Source organism: Mycoplasma sp. 1654_15, from assembly GCF_012516495.1.
GTDB lineage: Bacteria > Bacillota_I > Bacilli_A > Mycoplasmatales > Metamycoplasmataceae > Mesomycoplasma.
The window spans coordinates 848,718-865,102 of record NZ_CP051214.1 but is presented as its reverse complement, the minus strand read 5'-3'; the positions used below and the strand labels follow the sequence as shown (position 1 = coordinate 865,102).

Here is a 16,385-nt window from a genome sequence, read left to right as displayed (position 1 = left end):
TTTAATTATTTCAGTTATTTTTAATTTTTTTGTAATTGTTTCACCCTATTTCATTTTTTATTCAATTCAAAATGAAAATTTAATATTATTTTGAATAATCATAATTCTTTTCTTTTTGACGAAAATAGTAACAACATTTTTGAGCTTTATGAATAGTGCTTATTTTAAAGGTTTTTTAATATTTCATAAAATGAAACTTATCAAAACCATAACAAATTTTTTGATAAAAGCACAGTATAAACAATATAATAAAAATTCTAGTGGTTATTATTATTCAGAAATAGAAAACACAATTGAGCAAAGTGTTTCTCAATTTTTTTCAAATTTATTATCTTTTTTCAAAACATTATCAACAATTTTAGTGACTTTAGGAGTCTTCTTTTGAATTAATTATATATTAGCTTTGGTTGTTTTAGCGGTTATTATTTTCTTCCTTTTCATTGCTTTATTGTTATCAAAAAAATTGACAAAACTTCAAACAACACAATTGCAAGCAATTTCTAATTTCAATAATTCTTTAAGTACATATCTTCTGACTTTACCTACTTTAAAAACACTGAATTCAGATGATAAATTTGAATTTATAATCAAAGAAAAAAACAAACAAAATTGACTCACCAGAAAAAGATTTAGTTTATTTTCAGATTTAATTTCAGTTTTTAATGAATATTCTAGTCAATTTTTTTCCACAATTATTTCAATTGGAATAGCAGTTTGGTCATTTTATTTTATCAGTAATAAAGATAACGAGATGATAATTACAAATATTTCATTAATTATATTAGTTCAGTTATCTTTTAGTCAATTTTTTTCAGCCTCCAAAGAATTATTAGACAATTATCCATCTATGATTTCAGGTTGAAAAAATATAAAGTTATTTAAAAATAATAATAAATTTCAAGTTGATAACATACAAGAAAGTCTAGAAACATTAGAAGAAAAAATTTTCTCAATTTCTATTGAAAAATTAAACTTTAAACTTCCTGATAGAACTTTATTTAATAATTTATCTTTTAACATTGTAGCAGGAAATAAATACATAATTCAAGGTTCAAATGGTTCAGGAAAATCAACATTAGCAAGAATTTTGTTAGGAATTGAGAAGAAATTTGAAGGAAATATTGTTATAAATAATAAATTTGATATAAAGCATCTTGTTGCCACATCTTTAAATCAACATATTAATTATGTATATAATAATGCAAATCTTTTTGATGCTACTGTGTTAGAAAACATTACACTATTAGATAGTGAAAAAGAAACCAATATAGATAAAATATTAAAAGATGTTAATTTTGAAGAATTAGATGTAGATAAAGAAATTAACACAAGTACTGAAAATTTTTCAACCGGACAAATTCAAAAAATTCATCTTGCCAGATCATTATATGAATCAAAAGAAATTTTAATTATTGATGAAGGATTATCTAATTTAGATAACGAAAATTTCGATAAAATTTTATTGAATTTACTACAAAATAAGAACCTAACACTAATACTGATCACACACCATTTGGAGAAAAAATATATTAATTTATTCAATGAAATTATAAATCTTGATACATAATAACAAAAATAACAGAATGGAGGTGTCAAATGCAAGAAACAATTATCGTTGCTATTATTATAGTTATTCGTTCAAACTAAAATAATTTAGACACTAAAAAAGTGAAATTCAATAAATTTCACTTTTTTAGTTTCTTCATAAATATAAACTAAGAAAAATTAAGATTAATATATTACAAATTTATTCATAGTAAAGTTCATTTTTTAAATCTAAATTAGAAATAAAGTCATTCATGTATTCAGCATAAATTTGATTATTCTGATCTATTGGTAATTTGATTTTAACAGAAGGAATTTGATTTTTTTGTGTTCTTCCATGCCCTATAGATTTGAATAATCTTTCACTAATAACGATGGCTAAATAGAATTTAGATAAAGGAAATTGATTAAAAATATTTTTATATTTTTCTTTTAAATCACAAATATTTACAAAAGAGGTAGCACCAAATTTAAAATCACAATAATAAGTTTTACCTCCGCCACCATCACCTCCATTAATAATACAGAATTTATCTTGAAAAACTTCTTCTACTAAATGATTTTCTAGTAAACCACCAACTCCATTGTTATCTTTTTTAGCAATTATAATTGGTATCCCTTTTTCAAATTTATTTTCTAATTTTCTATCTATAGATTGCTTTTGTTTTCCTTTAGAAATAAAATCTAAAATTTCATCAACAGCAAAAAATTTAAATTTTATATTTTCGTACTTAGATAAATGTTTTTTCTTTAAAATGACTTGATTTTCTATTCCAGAGAGTACTTTACTTGCAAAGTTTTCTTTCATATATTTTTTAAAAACAGATTCATCAATATCAAAAGTTCTATTAGTATTAAATCTTTCAAAAGAAAGTTCTTCATCAAATCTTAAATTATGTTTTAAAGCCTGTAAAGGAGAAAATTGTCCTTTTAAAATTTTTTGTAATTCCTTCATTTTTGAAGCAAATTTATCAGTTTTATATCTTCTTTCGTTAGCATAAATAAAACCATCATCACTAAAATCTATTAAGAAAATATTTTGTGTATCTTCTTCAATTTCCTTCTTTTTTGAAGCTAATTCTTGAATTTTCTTGATCGTTTCTTGGCTATATTTTTCTAGAACAATAATTGAAGTATTTACTCCTGCATTAGGTTGAAATACATCTCTTGGTAAAGAAATTATATGACTTACCTTAGCCATCCTAAAAATCTTTTTTAAATATTCTACATTTTCTTTAACTCTTCCATTTAAAGAAGATTTAGGTACAATAGCAGCAATTTTCCCTTTTTCTTTTAAATTTTCAAGAGTTGCATAAACAAATTTAAGTTCTGATTCTTTTTGACTAAAAGGGGGATTCATTAAAACTTTAGAATATTTATCTTTTAAAAGAGGTAATTCTTTAAAACAATCTTTTTGAATTATATTACTACTTCCATCTCCATGTAAAAGCATGTTAATCTCAGCTAAAGTAGCATTAAATTCGTTTAATTCTATACCTATTAATTTATTACTTTTAATATCTTTACATGCTTGATTACAATATTGTTCTTCTTTTTCTTTGCTTAATTTTTTATTTTTAAAAAAAGAATAAACATCTTGAAACATATTCGCCATTGCATTAGTTAAAAATGTACCAGATCCACATGTAGGATCTAAAACAACATCATTTAAAGCATCTACTTGTATTAAATCATACATCAACTGCGCGATATGATCAGGAGTAAATACTTCACCTTTTTCTTTTGCATCTGCCGAGTTTCATTTTCTAAACACTTTTAAAAAAGCATTCATTATGTCATGACCTTTATAATTTTTATGACTAATATTTATAAGGTTATAAACATTTGAAATAAGTTCAACAATATTATTTAACTCAAAAATATCAACAGTTTTAAATGTGCTATTGTATAAATAATTTTGTAAGTTTTGAAGCTTAGATTTTAAATTAGTATTATTATCTGAATCAGGAATTTGATCAATAGAAGCTTTTTTAATGCTATCTAATAAAGCAGAAGTAGAATTTCTGTTAAACTCAATGCTGTTTTTTGTATTGCTATATTTGTAAGCTAACATAACTATACCGATAAATGGAACAGTCATTTGTTTATCAATTTTAGCTTCTCTAAAAGCGTTTGCTAGTTGTTTTGCAAATTGATTTATTAGTTCTTCGTTATTTTCTTTAGAATTTTTAAAGTATTTTTCTTTGTAATATGTATGGTTTTGAAGCTCTTTTTCTTCTTGCAAAAGTTTAAATTTACCTTTTTTACCATTTCTAATATAAACATTTAAATCTTTTCCATTATATTGAAATCCTATAATATCTTGGTGTTTTTCTAATTCCATATAATCAAGTAATTGATTTTGAAATTTAGCATTCTCTTTTTTAGCATCTAAAATAAAAATAACACCATCATAAAAATAGTATCCATCAGGTTTTGTAGCTTGATAACCATCTTTGTCTTTTTTATATAAAGGTACAGATCCATCTGTTTGATTTTTAAGTCCTAAAGTCGTGCTGAATTTTTCTACAACTTTGAATTCTGATTTTAATATTTTCATCTTTATCCTTTGCATATTTTTTTATATTTTTATAATTTTACTAAAATAACAATTGTTAATTAATGATTTAATTACTTTTTTAGTAATAATATTTAATAAAAATTTTCAAATAGAAATTTATTGATGAAAAATTAAATTGTTATAACATTAATTGCAGAAGTAAAAAATAAAGGAGTAATATGAAAAGAAAAATTACAATTACACAGCACGATGATGGTTCAATTACAATTAAAATAAAATAATTAAATATAAATACTTATAAACTTCTATATTAAAAAATAACTTAATTGTTATTTTTTAATATAAATTTATTTATAAAACCAAAACTTTTAGGAAATTATGAAACTTTTTAGTATTGTACGCTATTTTATTAATTTAAATAAACCATCTAATATTTTTATTTTTTTTCTTAAGTTTTTATTGTATTCTTTTTTAAATCTTCATTTATTTACATATTCTTATTTAATAAAATTTATAAAAAACAAAGTAGAAATTCAAAATCCAGAATTTATAACTTGAATTTGTATTTCAGCTGTCTCTTTTGTTTTGTTTTTTATCATTGAATTAATATTAATTTTTAAAACAAATAATGTTTTATACAATACCAAAAGAAAAAATATTAGTTTTTTAACTAATAAAATTGCAAAAGAATCTTATGATTATATTTTAGAAAACAAAACTTCATATATTTCTAAGTACAATGTAAATTTATCAGTTGCTTTTTCAATTAATGAAATAATTTATTCTATTCTTTTTTCATCAGTTTTTAATATTCCTATTACTATTTTATTTTTGTTTTTGACAGAAGTAAATATTTGAATAATTATTTTACATTGCGCTATTGCTTTGATTATTTCTATTATTATATTAATGAAGTTTTCTTCAGTTTTAAACAAATTACAAGAAAAATTAGAAAAAATATTAAGTTTAAATGCAAAAAAACAAATCAAATTTTTTAGTTTATTCAAACTATTTTACTTTTTCAATAAAAGAAAAATTTTTAAAACCTTCTTAAAAAATCAGGTTTTGGATAAATATACAAAAGAATTTCAATTACTTAAACAGTTTTATTACAGTCAATATTTTTTGGATATTATTTTTTCAGTTTTCTTATTTAGTTCATTAATTACTTTATCAGTTCTAACATATACTAAAACATTTCCTTGAGAATCTTTTATTAGTTTATTTTCTTTAACTACCAGTTTTATTTTTTCAATTTCATCAGTTTTTTCTTTTACTTTAATTTTTAAAACCCTTACACCTTATTTAGAAATTTTTATTACTTCACAAGAAGGAAATTCTTCTTCAAAAATAGAATTAAATGAAGAAATAAGAAGCATTTCCATTAAAAATTTAAGTTTTAAGTACAATGAAGATGAAAAGGTTTTTCAAGATTTAAACCTGGAATTTTTAACAACTAAAAAATATGGAATAATATCACCTTCAGGAAAAGGAAAATCCACACTTTTGAAATTAATTTCCGGTTTAATCACTAATTATGAAGGTCAAATACTAATAAACAACAAATTAGAATACAAAACTATTTCAGATGAAAGTTTAAGAAAAAACATAGCTTTACTTACAAACGAAAATGTTATTTTTCAAGATACTTTAGAGAATAATATAAGTTTGTGAGATAAGAATTTAGACAAAGAAAAATTAGAATTTTTGGTTAATAAATATAGAATTTTAGAATTTTCAGATTTAAATAAAGAAATAAATAATTCTGTTTTATCTGAAGGTGAAAAACAGAAAATTGCACTTGCGAGATTAGAATACCAAGACTTAAATATTATGTGTTTGGATGAAGCATTTGATAATATATATAAAGATGATGTTTTAAAAATTTATAAAGATTTTTTATCTCAGAAAAATAAAACAGTCTTTATCGTAAGCCATCATATTCCAGAAGAAATTAAGCATTTATTTGATGAAATTATTTAATTATAGGAAAAGCAATGAACCAACCACCAAAACATTTTTGATTTATTATTTGAAACTGAATTAATGTAATATTTACTATTGCTTTTAAAGTTTTTAGTATTATTTCGCCTTATTTTATTTTTTATTCTATTATCAACGAAAATTGGTTTTTTCTTTTGTTTTGAAGTATATCTTACTTTTTAGCTTCATTGATTTTATGATTTTTTGACACAATAAATACTGCTTATTTTAAAGGTTTTTTAATTCATCATAAAATGAAGCTTTTTAAGCAATTCCAGTCTTTCTTACTAAAAGTAACATTCAAAGACTATAATGAAAAATCACCTGGTTATTACTATTCGCAAATAAACAATAGTGCTGAAACTATTATTTCTAATTTTTATTCTGAATTGTTCAAAATTATCAAAATTATTTCTATTATTGGAATAACTTTAGGAATTATATTTTCCTTTTCTTGAAAATTAGGTTTAGTTACTGTTTTAATATTATCAATTTTCTTTTTATATACATCATTTTTATCCAAAAAATTAAGTACTTTATTAGAAACAAAATTGAAAAAACAATCAGAATTTAATTCGTCTTTAAGTGATTTTTTAAAGAATTTACCAACTTTATATGTATTAAATAAAACTAATAAATTAGAAGATGTTATAGATATAAGATATCAAAGTCTTTTAAAATATGAGAAAAAATATTCCAAGTTATCAAATTTTATTTCTTTTGTAAATAAGAATACAAGCAAATTATTTTCTTTTTTATTTACTATATCAATAGTTGTATTTTCTCTTTGAGATTCTCATAAGAATTTAGATAATGAAGTAATTATATTTGCAAATATTTCTTTGGTAGCTTTAGTACAACTATGTTTTGATACTTTCTTTTCTGACATAGAAGAACTTTTTGATTCATTTCCTAATTTAATAGCAAGTTGAAGAAATATTAAATCTTTCAAACAAGATCTTGTATTTAAAGTAGAAAATTCTGAATATCAATTGCAAGACTTAGAAGAAACTTTTTCTTTAATTAGTATTAAAAATTTAAACTATAAATTAGAAGATAGAGTTTTATTTAATAATTTAAATTTAGAAATTCAAAAGGGTAAAAAATATTTACTAAAAGGAGCCAATGGGTCTGGAAAGTCTACATTTTCAAGGATTTTATTAGGCATTGAGAAGAAATTTGGAGGTGAAATTTTAATAAATAACAAATATGATATAAAAACAATAAATCCTGATTCTATAAATAACCATATTAATTATGTATACAATAATTCAGATTTAATTAATGCATCAACTTTAGAAAATATCACCCTTTTAGAACAGCAACCAAAAGAAGAAATATTTCCAATATTAGAGAAAATCAACTATCAAAACTTAGAGCTTGAAAAAACAATTGAAAGTGACTTAGATAATTTTTCAACTGGACAAACCCAGAAAATTCATCTTGCTAGATCGTTGTATAAACCAAAAGAAATTTTAATTATTGATGAAGGATTATCCAATTTAGACCAAGATAATTTCGACAAAATTGTTTCCAATTTACTTTCAGATAAAAATTTAACTATTCTTTTTATAACACATCATTTTGATTCAAACTTTGTATCTAAATTTGATCAAATAATTTCTTTAGATTAAATCAAACATAAACAAAAAAGAAGCATTTTTGCTTCTTTTTTGTTTATTATCTTTGAATATTAATGGCTTTAAATCCTTCGGGAAATAAAGCAGTTTTATAATTACCATTTTCAAAACCATTAGGATAAATTTCTTTTAAGTTTTGTCTATAAGAACGTGTTTGAGCAGGGGAGTTTTGAGTATCAGAACCATCAATTAAATTATATGCTTTAATAACTTTATTGCTTACTGTGTCCTTAACATCTTTAGAAAGTAAAAAAGGAGTAAATGAAGCTCTTTTTAATAAATCTCATCTTTCACCACTTGATTGCACAAGACTATAAATTCCTACCATTTGTCCAAATTCATTATAAACTAATGAACCGGAAGCCCCAAAATATAGAGAAGAAAATCTGATATTTTGTGTATACCCATAGTAATCACCTAATGTTTTGTGAAATACTTTTGGATATGGATTTAAATTAAAATTTAACATTTTTCGTTCATTATCGTTGCCTGGAATTGCAAAAGCATTTTTATTTTCAGGTGCTCGTCAATAAGAAGCTGGTTCGGTGTCATTATTTCTTTCTGTTGGATTATTTCAAGCCAGTGAAGATTTTCCACCATCAATTCCAGGATAGCCAAGCATATAAGCATTTTTGGAGTTAGTTAAATTTTGATAATTACTTGTTCTTGAAGCAGTAATATAATCAACAGTTTGCATATAAGTAGAAATAGATTTGTCTTGATTTGGAAGCTCATTTTCTTTATTTCTCTTTATATACTGATCAAGTGCATTGATAGCTTTTAGTATCCAATCTTTTAGTGTTTTATCAGCATTTGATAAATCAACATCTAGTTCAAAAACAGCAAAATCTGTGTATAAAGGTATAAATTCTTTTGTTTCCAAAGTTTTTTTCAAAATATTATATTCACTGTATTCTTCATCAGATCCTTCACGATTTTTATAAGAATCTAGGCTATTTTGTATTTTTGTTAGCAATTCTTCTTGAAAAGGTTGGATATATTTTCTATCAATAAAGTCATAACCCGCAAATATGAGTTTCGGTCCACTAGTAAAAGCATTAGTTTTTGTAGTTACTAGGGCTGATAAGTCAGTAAAATTTGCATTTTTAAAATTATCATCTGAGGCATAGAATTTAGCTACGTTATTAGGATCTTTAGAAAAATCATAATTATTATTGTGAGTTGCAAAAGTTTGAGGTGCTTTAGCAGATTTTCCTATAGAAATTGAAGTAGCTTTGTCTTGGCTAGGGTCTTCATAATTAAATTTAGTCAAAAGGTGTTTATCTAAAGTATTTGATAAATGAGAAGCAACATGAAGATTAGTAGCGAAAAATAGTTTGTAGTTGTTGGCATCTTTTTTGTGATAATCTAGTAACCAAGCAGTTCCATTTTCAGTAGCTAAAAATTTGTTTTCAGGTGAACCATAGACTTTCACACCTTTGTTCAAAGTAACACCAAACTTTATTGAAAATGTTCTATCATAAAGCTCTTTATACAAAACTTGAGGATCAACAGCTTTATACTTTGAAGCAAAAGGAGGATATTTATCAGCATTTTTTCCTTTTTCCACACTAGGAAAAGTAAATCCTTCTGGTAAACCAAAATCTCCACCGGTTTTAGGATTTTGAAAATCACCATCTGTAGGTGGTTTTAAAATTTTGTTACCTTGTTCATCTTGATCAGTTAAATCATCTTGTGGATTAGTATTTTCAGGTGGCATTTCTTTATCAGGTGTTTCGTCTACTGGAGGATTATCAGGAGGATTTTCACCTTCATTTTTCCCATTATTTTCTCCAGTTGCCTTCATTTCAGAAGCTTTTATTTCCAATGTAAAATTATCTGACTTTGTTGTTGGTAATTCAATAACTCTGTCATTAATCATAATAAGGCCCACTTGATAGTCTACAGTAGGGTCTAAATTTTGAAACTCAAAATTAACTTGATTATCTCCAAAATCAGTTTTTCTTTTATATTGAGTATCTTTTATTCCAGTAATTCTCACTTCTAAATTTAATTTTGATCTCGGATCAGAAAAAATAGAAAAAAAATCAGGATTTAAAGCAATGTTTAAGGTTGCTTCGTTATTATCTTTCTTCTCAAAATCTACTTTTTGCAATACTCTTTGGTCAAACTTCTTATTAGAATTAATAAAAGGCTTTATTTTTAAAGCAATTTCTTCTAAAAGTTGCTTGCTTGATTTTTCTTCTGCACAAGAAATTAAGAAGGAAAATGAAGGAATTACAGCTATCAATAATAAACTTTTTAGTTTTTTCATAATACTCCAAAATCTAAGTAAATTTTATTCTTTTTTTTTTTTTTGTAAATTTAACAATAAAAAAATTCAAAAAGCACACTCGAAGTGTGCTTTTTGAAGTAATAAATTAATAATTAAACTACAGGTCCTCTTTTTACTTTAGCTTCTTCAGGTATTTCAACTTTTTGTTTTGATAAGTAACCATCAACTAAGTATTCACTTAATTTATGTGCAAATAATTCTTTGTCTGTTGCTGTATTACTATCTAATTTTTGAACATATTGACCATATTTAATTAATGATTCAATGTATTTGCCACCTTCGTAAGCTCTTTCGATTTTGTCATTTTCATTTAGGTTTAACATTTTATAACCATCTCCACCAACAGAAACAAAATCATTTGTACTTAAGTAGTAGAACTTGTTATCTTCTATAGGTTTGTCGTTGATTTTGAAGGAATTTACTTCAGGTTTTCACAATCAAGCCTGTTTATTAGTTTTAGCATCTAATCCTTTTTCTACTTTAACATCATAGGAAACGTTTGAAGAAAGTTGAGCAAAACCACCACTTCTACCTTTAGATAAACCATATGAAAGAGCTTCTTTTAAGGTATCACCTTTTAGTCTAATAGTTACAATTCTGTTTCCAAAAGGACTAAGCCCTAAAATGTCTCCTTTTGTAATGTCACCCTTTTTTAAATCAGTTCTTAATCCTCCACCATTTACAAGCGCTAATGAGTTATCAAGAGTTGCAGCTTCTCAATCTGATTTTCCTTCTCAAACTTTGGTTTTTGCAAATTCTCAAGCAAGTGAATCAGATACCATAGCACCTAATGTTGTGGCTTGGACTCTTCCTATTCAGTAAGGAGTCTTATCTATGTCTATTGTTTGAACATGTTTAAATACACCTGGTGAATTAAAGACAACTACTTTATTTTCCTTGTCATATTCTTTTTTTAGTTGTGAAATTAAGTAATTTGGAATATCTTTAGTAACAATATTAATTTGGTTTATGTCTCTTAAGGATTGAACTACTTTTACAATTTCACCTGTTAGAGTATCAAATACTAAATCAATGTCACCCAATCATTTTGTATATGCTTCTGTTTGTGTAACATAAACATTTTTATCTTTATTTGGTTTATGTATTTCAACATATGTGTGTGAATGTCCATCCAAAATTAAGTCTAGTCCTTCACCAGTATTTTCAGCTACTCACTCAGAAGTTCATTCTTGTTTGCTTCTTCCTGTTCCAAGGTGAGTAGTTGCAATTATGAAGGAAATTGAAGGATTTTCGGTTTTAATTTCATTAATTACCTTTTTAGCTTCTTGAACTGGATCTTTAAATTCTACCCAGAAAGAATTTTTTGGATGTGAAGTAATTTTAGTATCAGGAGTAGTGATTCCAAATACAGCTACTTTTAAACCATTAGATAAAGTTTTGATTATATAAGGTTTAAAAACTCTTTTTCCTTCTTGATATTGAGTTGGACGTTTATCTTTTTCTTCTTGAGGCAATTTACTTAACTCAGCTTCTGAAGGTTTTCTTCAATAAATATTAGCTGAAATAAATGGCATTGTTCTTTGAAATTCTTCTTTTTGTGCTTCTTTATCAAGGTCAAGAATATGTTGAATTCCATAGTCAAATTCATGATTTCCTACAGCTACAGAATCATAACCTGAATATTTAGCAATTTCAGTAATTGTTTTTCCTTGGTCAGTATCAGAGAGTGGAAGGCCTTGGATTAAATCACCTGCAGATAAAAGCAAGTCTCTGTTGAATTTTTTAAGATATAATCCTGTTTTATCCATACCTGAGTAATTGTTGTATTTTCCATCATCATAAACTAATCTACCGTGTTCATCGTTGGTATGAAAAATTTTGACAGTTCTTAATCTAGAATCTTCTTTTTTCTCCAATTCATGAAGTTTGTCAAAAAGATAATTTGATTTCCTAATTAATGGATCAATGTAAGCTTGTGCTTCGCTGATAATTTTGTTAATTTCTTCTGTATTACTATCTGGTTTAGTATTACGAATTGTTTTAATTTTTTCTTGAAATTCCTTTAACTTATCTGAATAATCTTTAACTGTTTTAAAGTATTCATCTCTAATTTTTTCAGAAGTTTCTACTTGAATTTTTTGACCACAACTAATAATAAAAGGTATTGTTGTAGCAACTGTTGTTAAACTAGAAAAAGTTAATAAAAATTTTTTCTTCAATTTGTTCCCCTTTTTTGATTATCACTATTAAGCCCGTATTATATAAAAAAACTTTAAAAATCATAAAATTTTCCTTTTTTTGTTAAATTCTTGATTTTTGAAGCTAAATGTAGTGTAAAAATAAAAAATAATAAAAAAAACACCAAAAGGTGTTTTTTACATCTATAAGCCGCGTTCTGTACTATTTCTAGTGTCAATTATTTATCTAAGTTAAAAAACTTTTTGTTTTTTATTGATTTCTAAAAAACAAATTCCCCTACCTTAATTTGGGTTTCTAGCTCATGGAGTTTACCGCGTTTCACTTTAATTTAATAAATTCGTCTCTGTGGCACTTGTCGTCTAGGCTTGGATTTATTAGATCCAACATGAACACTACTATCATCTCAGATAGTGCTAGCGCGGACTTTCCTCTACTTTTTACAAAGCAGCAATTGACCGATGTAAATAGAATTATAAATTAAAAAACAAAAGGAGTATAAAAATGAAGAAAAAAGTAAAAATTGTTTTAAGTATTTTTTTTACAATCTTGTTTTGTGTTTTGTGTGGTTTTTATATTACAAATAATAACTCTTACAATATTCCTACATTTCATAAACAAACGCAAGAAATTAAAGCCAAAATTACAGGTAGTGTAAAATTTCCAGGTGAAAAATATTTTAAAAAAGGAACAATTTTGAAGGATATTTTTAAAAAATTTGAACCACTTCCTAAATCTGATTTATCAGCTTTCAAATTAGAAGAAAAACAATTTAAAGATATAAATATAGTAATTCAAAATCAAAAACCTTTACTTGTTGACAATTTAAATGAAGAAACTTTTAAAACATTAAAGTTAAATAAAAAGTTATTAATAAAATTAAAAGAATTATTTCAAAACAATAAAAGTAAGAAAATCAGTTGAGAAAACATTGAGCAAATTCAAGGAATAGGCTTAAAGAGCTTAGAGAAATTACAAAAAAATTTTTCTCTTGAACAGTAGTAATATTAAGTCAAATCTTTTTAATTTTAGCAATAGACAAAAGCACATTTGATTTTTTTATTTTTAGTATTTTATGTTTAATGTTCTTGTTTTTTATACAAAGTTATAATCAAATTTTGTGAAGTTTGTTAGTTTCTTTTTTAGTTTTATTGTGATTTTGATTGAACCAAGCATCTATCAATTCGTTTGTTGTAAACTCTCAAGTTTCAATTACGAATAAAAATGCGTTAGGAGTTATTTTTCAATTTGAAGATAAAAATATTTTTTTAAAAGATAAAAATTTAGATATAAATGATCAAATTTTTATCTATGGAAAAGCAGAACGAATTGTTAATAGTTCTAGTGATTTTAATATAGAAAATTATTTAAAAAGTTATAAAACTTTCTTTGAAATTAAAGCAATAACCTCGTTGAAGATAATAAAAAAACATCAAGATTGAAAAAGTAATTTTTTTCATTTTGTGACTTCAGGTAATACTTATTATTCACAAGTTTTTCCTATAAGTTTATTAGGCGAGAATTATATTTTAGAAAATACATTTATAACTAATTTAAAGCAATTAAATGTTTATCATTTGTTTGTTATTTCAGGTTTTCACTTGTTGTTTTTTAAAAAATTTATATTTAAAATTTTTCAATTTATAAAATTAAATTTTTTAATCTCTAATTTTTTGTTTTTATTTTTTCTGTTGTTTGTAAATTATCTCTTAAATTTTCCGATTTCTTTTTTAAGAGCTACGTTATTTTTTATTTTTTCTTTAATCAACAAGCAAATTTTAAAAAATTATTTTAAAAACTTTGAAGTTTTATCTTTTGTTGCAATTGTTTTTATACTTTGAAATCCTTTAGTGATTTATTCTTTTAGTTATATTTTCACTTTTTTAATTACTTTAATTTTGTTATATTGTTCACATTTAAAATTCAACAATAAATGATGAAAAAATATAATCACAAGTTTAATTTCACACACATTTGCTTCTGTTTTATTGTTAATGTTTAATAATAAATATAATGTATTTGGCTACTTAAATTCCTTCATTTTTGTTCCTGTTTTTGTTTTTATATACACAGTTGGTTGAATATTTATATGAGAAAAAAATCTGCTGGATTTTATAGCTCAATTTATTTTATGATTAGTAGATCAATTTACAAAGTTCCAATTTTATATTTATTTAATAAAATTAAATTTTTTAACTGTATTTGTTTCATATATAATTTTTTCAGTATGTTTTTTGTTTACGGAACTGATACATATTTCACAAAGAAAAAAGTTGAGCAAATTTTAAAAAAATTTCCAGATTTTGAAGTTATTAATATTTTTGATAACGACTCTTTAGTTTCAATTATTGATGCATTAGAAGCTAGAGATCTTTTTGAAACAGAAAAAATATTTATTTTTCACAATTTTATTAATTCAAAATTAACAAACCAAGAGCAAAAAAAGATTGCTAACAAAATTTCAAAATATTCTTACAACGTAATTTTTTTATATGAATTAGAAGTAGAATCAGATGAAAAGAAAATTTTTTCTAGTTTCTTTTATTCCCATTTTTTTAAAAGTTCAAGTATTTTTAAAACTGAAGTTTTAACAGATAAAACAATAACAAAGTTTTTGACACAAATTATCAAGGAAAATGAAGGAAAAATTAACGAATCTAACCTTTTAACTTTATCTTTACAACTCCCTCTAAATGCAAATATAATAGAAAAAGAAGTTATAAAATTATTGTTATTTGATAAAGAAATTACACATTCTAGTATAGAAAATTTGCTTACAAAATATGATTCTGATAATGATTGAAACTTTATAAACGCTTTTACTGATAACGATTTTTTAAATACTTGAAACTTTTACAAAGAAAAATTAAATCAAGGAAAAAAAATTTCTTTTTTAATTTCTCAACTTAGTTCTAAATTAATGTTATCTTTTATCTGTTTCCTTTATAAAGAAGATAAATATACTGAATTTGATATTCAAAAAGAACTTCAAATTCATATATTTCAGGTTAAAAAAGCAGTTCAATTTTATAGAAAAATAGGAATAGCAAAACTTAAAAAATTAATAAAATTACTTGCTAAAATTGATAAAGACATTAAATCAGGACTATTAGGTGAAAAAGAAGCTTTTGAACATTTTTTACTAACATCTATGAAATAATTGAAATTTTTTATTTTTTTAGTATAATTCTTTTCGCAATACGTAGAGATAATAACTGTTTTTTTAATAAAACTTAATATTAGTTATTGAATGTATATTTATGGGTATTGCACTTTTTTATACTAATAAGGAGGTGTAATTTGAACGCTTTTAGAAAGAAAAAAGAAGAATTAGTTCAAGAAATTCAAAACTTAATTAAATCTTCTTCTTCCTTAGTTATAGCTGAGTATCGTGGATTAACAGTTGCTGAAGTTGAAACTTTAAGAAATGAACTTAAAGAAGCAGGTGTTTTTGTAAAAGTATATAAAAACAGATTGTTTAAAATAGCAGCAAAAGAAGCAGGATTTGAAGATTTAAGTCCTTCTTTAATAGGTCCTAACTTTTTTGCTTTTGGTTCAACAGATGCAATAGCTCCAGCTAAAATTATTTCCAAATTTGCAAAAACAAATCCAATTGTTGTTCTAAAAGGTGGAATTTTCGAAGGAAAAGCAGCTGATGCAAAAGAAATACAAACAGTTGCAACTTTACCAAACTACGAAGAAGCTCTTACTATGTTGGCTTCATCATTACTTGGTGGTTTGAGACAACTTTCAGTTGGTCTAAAAATGCTTGTTGATGAGAACAAAATTAACGCATAATAATTAATAAATAAATCTTAAAATACTATAAAAAAGAAGAAAAATTTTAAAAAGGAGTCATTAAAATGGCAAAAATTACAAAAGAACAATTTATTGAATCATTAAAAGAAATGAACATCAAAGAAGTGATGGAATTAGTAGAAGTAATGAAAGAAGAATTTGGTATTGACCCTTCAGCAGTTGCAGTAGCTGCAGCACCAGCAGGTGGAGCAGAAGCTTCTTCAAAATCAGAATTTAAAGTTACATTAAAAACAGATGGTGGACAAAAAGTTAACGTTATTAAAGTTGTTAAAGAACTTTTAGGATTAGGACTAATGGAAGCTAAAAAATTAGTTGATAATTTACCAGCTGTTCTTAAAGAAAACGCAAAAGAAGACGAAGCAAAAGACATTAAAGAAAAACTTTCTGCAGTTGGTGCAGAAGTTGTTGTTGAATAATTCTCAAC

At 24.2% G+C, this 16,385-nt stretch carries 11 protein-coding genes and 1 other RNA gene; 8 read left to right on the top strand and 4 right to left on the bottom strand.

Annotated elements, in window-relative coordinates:
- Positions 1 to 190: 190 nt before the first annotated feature.
- Positions 191 to 1,567, top strand: coding sequence for an ABC transporter ATP-binding protein (locus HF996_RS03690; protein ID WP_334199178.1), 1,377 nt, complete (start codon positions 191 to 193; stop codon positions 1,565 to 1,567).
- A gap of 180 nt (positions 1,568 to 1,747) precedes the next feature.
- Here HF996_RS03690 and HF996_RS03685 read toward each other — a convergent pair whose 3' ends face one another.
- Complete coding sequence (locus HF996_RS03685) at positions 1,748 to 4,105, bottom strand: HsdM family class I SAM-dependent methyltransferase (protein ID WP_168910683.1); 2,358 nt, start codon at positions 4,103 to 4,105, stop codon at positions 1,748 to 1,750.
- A 339-nt stretch (positions 4,106 to 4,444) separates the two neighbouring features.
- On the opposite strand from HF996_RS03685, the gene HF996_RS03680 reads away from it, so the two are divergent.
- Both HF996_RS03680 and HF996_RS03675 read left to right on the top strand, forming a co-directional pair.
- Positions 4,445 to 6,049, top strand: coding sequence for an ATP-binding cassette domain-containing protein (locus tag HF996_RS03680; protein WP_168910682.1), 1,605 nt, complete (start codon positions 4,445 to 4,447; stop codon positions 6,047 to 6,049).
- A gap of 14 nt (positions 6,050 to 6,063) precedes the next feature.
- Positions 6,064 to 7,683, top strand: coding sequence for an ABC transporter ATP-binding protein (locus HF996_RS03675; RefSeq protein ID WP_168910681.1), 1,620 nt, complete (start codon positions 6,064 to 6,066; stop codon positions 7,681 to 7,683).
- 46 nt (positions 7,684 to 7,729) lie between these two features.
- On the opposite strand, the gene HF996_RS03670 is transcribed toward HF996_RS03675, so the two are convergent.
- From HF996_RS03670 to rnpB, 3 genes are all read right to left on the bottom strand, one after another.
- Positions 7,730 to 9,964: an MIP family Ig-specific serine endopeptidase gene (locus HF996_RS03670; protein ID WP_168910680.1), complete on the bottom strand. Its 2,235-nt coding sequence runs from the start codon at positions 9,962 to 9,964 to the stop codon at positions 7,730 to 7,732.
- A gap of 113 nt (positions 9,965 to 10,077) precedes the next feature.
- Positions 10,078 to 12,165, bottom strand: a complete 2,088-nt coding sequence (locus HF996_RS03665) for a 5'-nucleotidase C-terminal domain-containing protein (RefSeq protein WP_168910679.1) — start codon at positions 12,163 to 12,165, stop codon at positions 10,078 to 10,080.
- 160 nt (positions 12,166 to 12,325) lie between these two features.
- Positions 12,326 to 12,608, bottom strand: an RNA gene (gene rnpB / locus HF996_RS03660) — RNase P RNA component class B.
- A 38-nt stretch (positions 12,609 to 12,646) separates the two neighbouring features.
- Here rnpB and HF996_RS03655 point away from each other — a divergent pair.
- The 5 genes from HF996_RS03655 (at position 12,647) to rplL (ending at position 16,377) form a co-directional block, all read left to right on the top strand.
- Positions 12,647 to 13,144 (top strand): MAG0490 family ComEA-like DNA-binding protein, encoded by a 498-nt coding sequence (locus HF996_RS03655; RefSeq protein WP_168910678.1) that lies wholly within the window; start codon positions 12,647 to 12,649, stop codon positions 13,142 to 13,144.
- 161 nt (positions 13,145 to 13,305) lie between these two features.
- Entirely contained in the window at positions 13,306 to 14,430 is a 1,125-nt protein-coding gene (locus tag HF996_RS03650; RefSeq protein ID WP_254427711.1) for an MAG0480 family ComEC-like protein, read from the top strand.
- The gene (holA, locus tag HF996_RS03645) at positions 14,370 to 15,302 is read left to right on the top strand and encodes a DNA polymerase III subunit delta (protein WP_168910677.1); all 933 of its coding nucleotides are present in this window, start codon (positions 14,370 to 14,372) and stop codon (positions 15,300 to 15,302) included. The genes HF996_RS03650 and holA overlap by 61 nt, the downstream gene beginning before the upstream one ends.
- A 140-nt stretch (positions 15,303 to 15,442) precedes the next feature.
- Positions 15,443 to 15,940, top strand: a complete 498-nt coding sequence (gene rplJ / locus HF996_RS03640) for a 50S ribosomal protein L10 (protein WP_168910676.1) — start codon at positions 15,443 to 15,445, stop codon at positions 15,938 to 15,940.
- A gap of 65 nt (positions 15,941 to 16,005) precedes the next feature.
- Positions 16,006 to 16,377: a 50S ribosomal protein L7/L12 gene (gene rplL, locus HF996_RS03635; RefSeq protein ID WP_168910675.1), complete on the top strand. Its 372-nt coding sequence runs from the start codon at positions 16,006 to 16,008 to the stop codon at positions 16,375 to 16,377.
- Positions 16,378 to 16,385 lie beyond the last annotated feature (8 nt).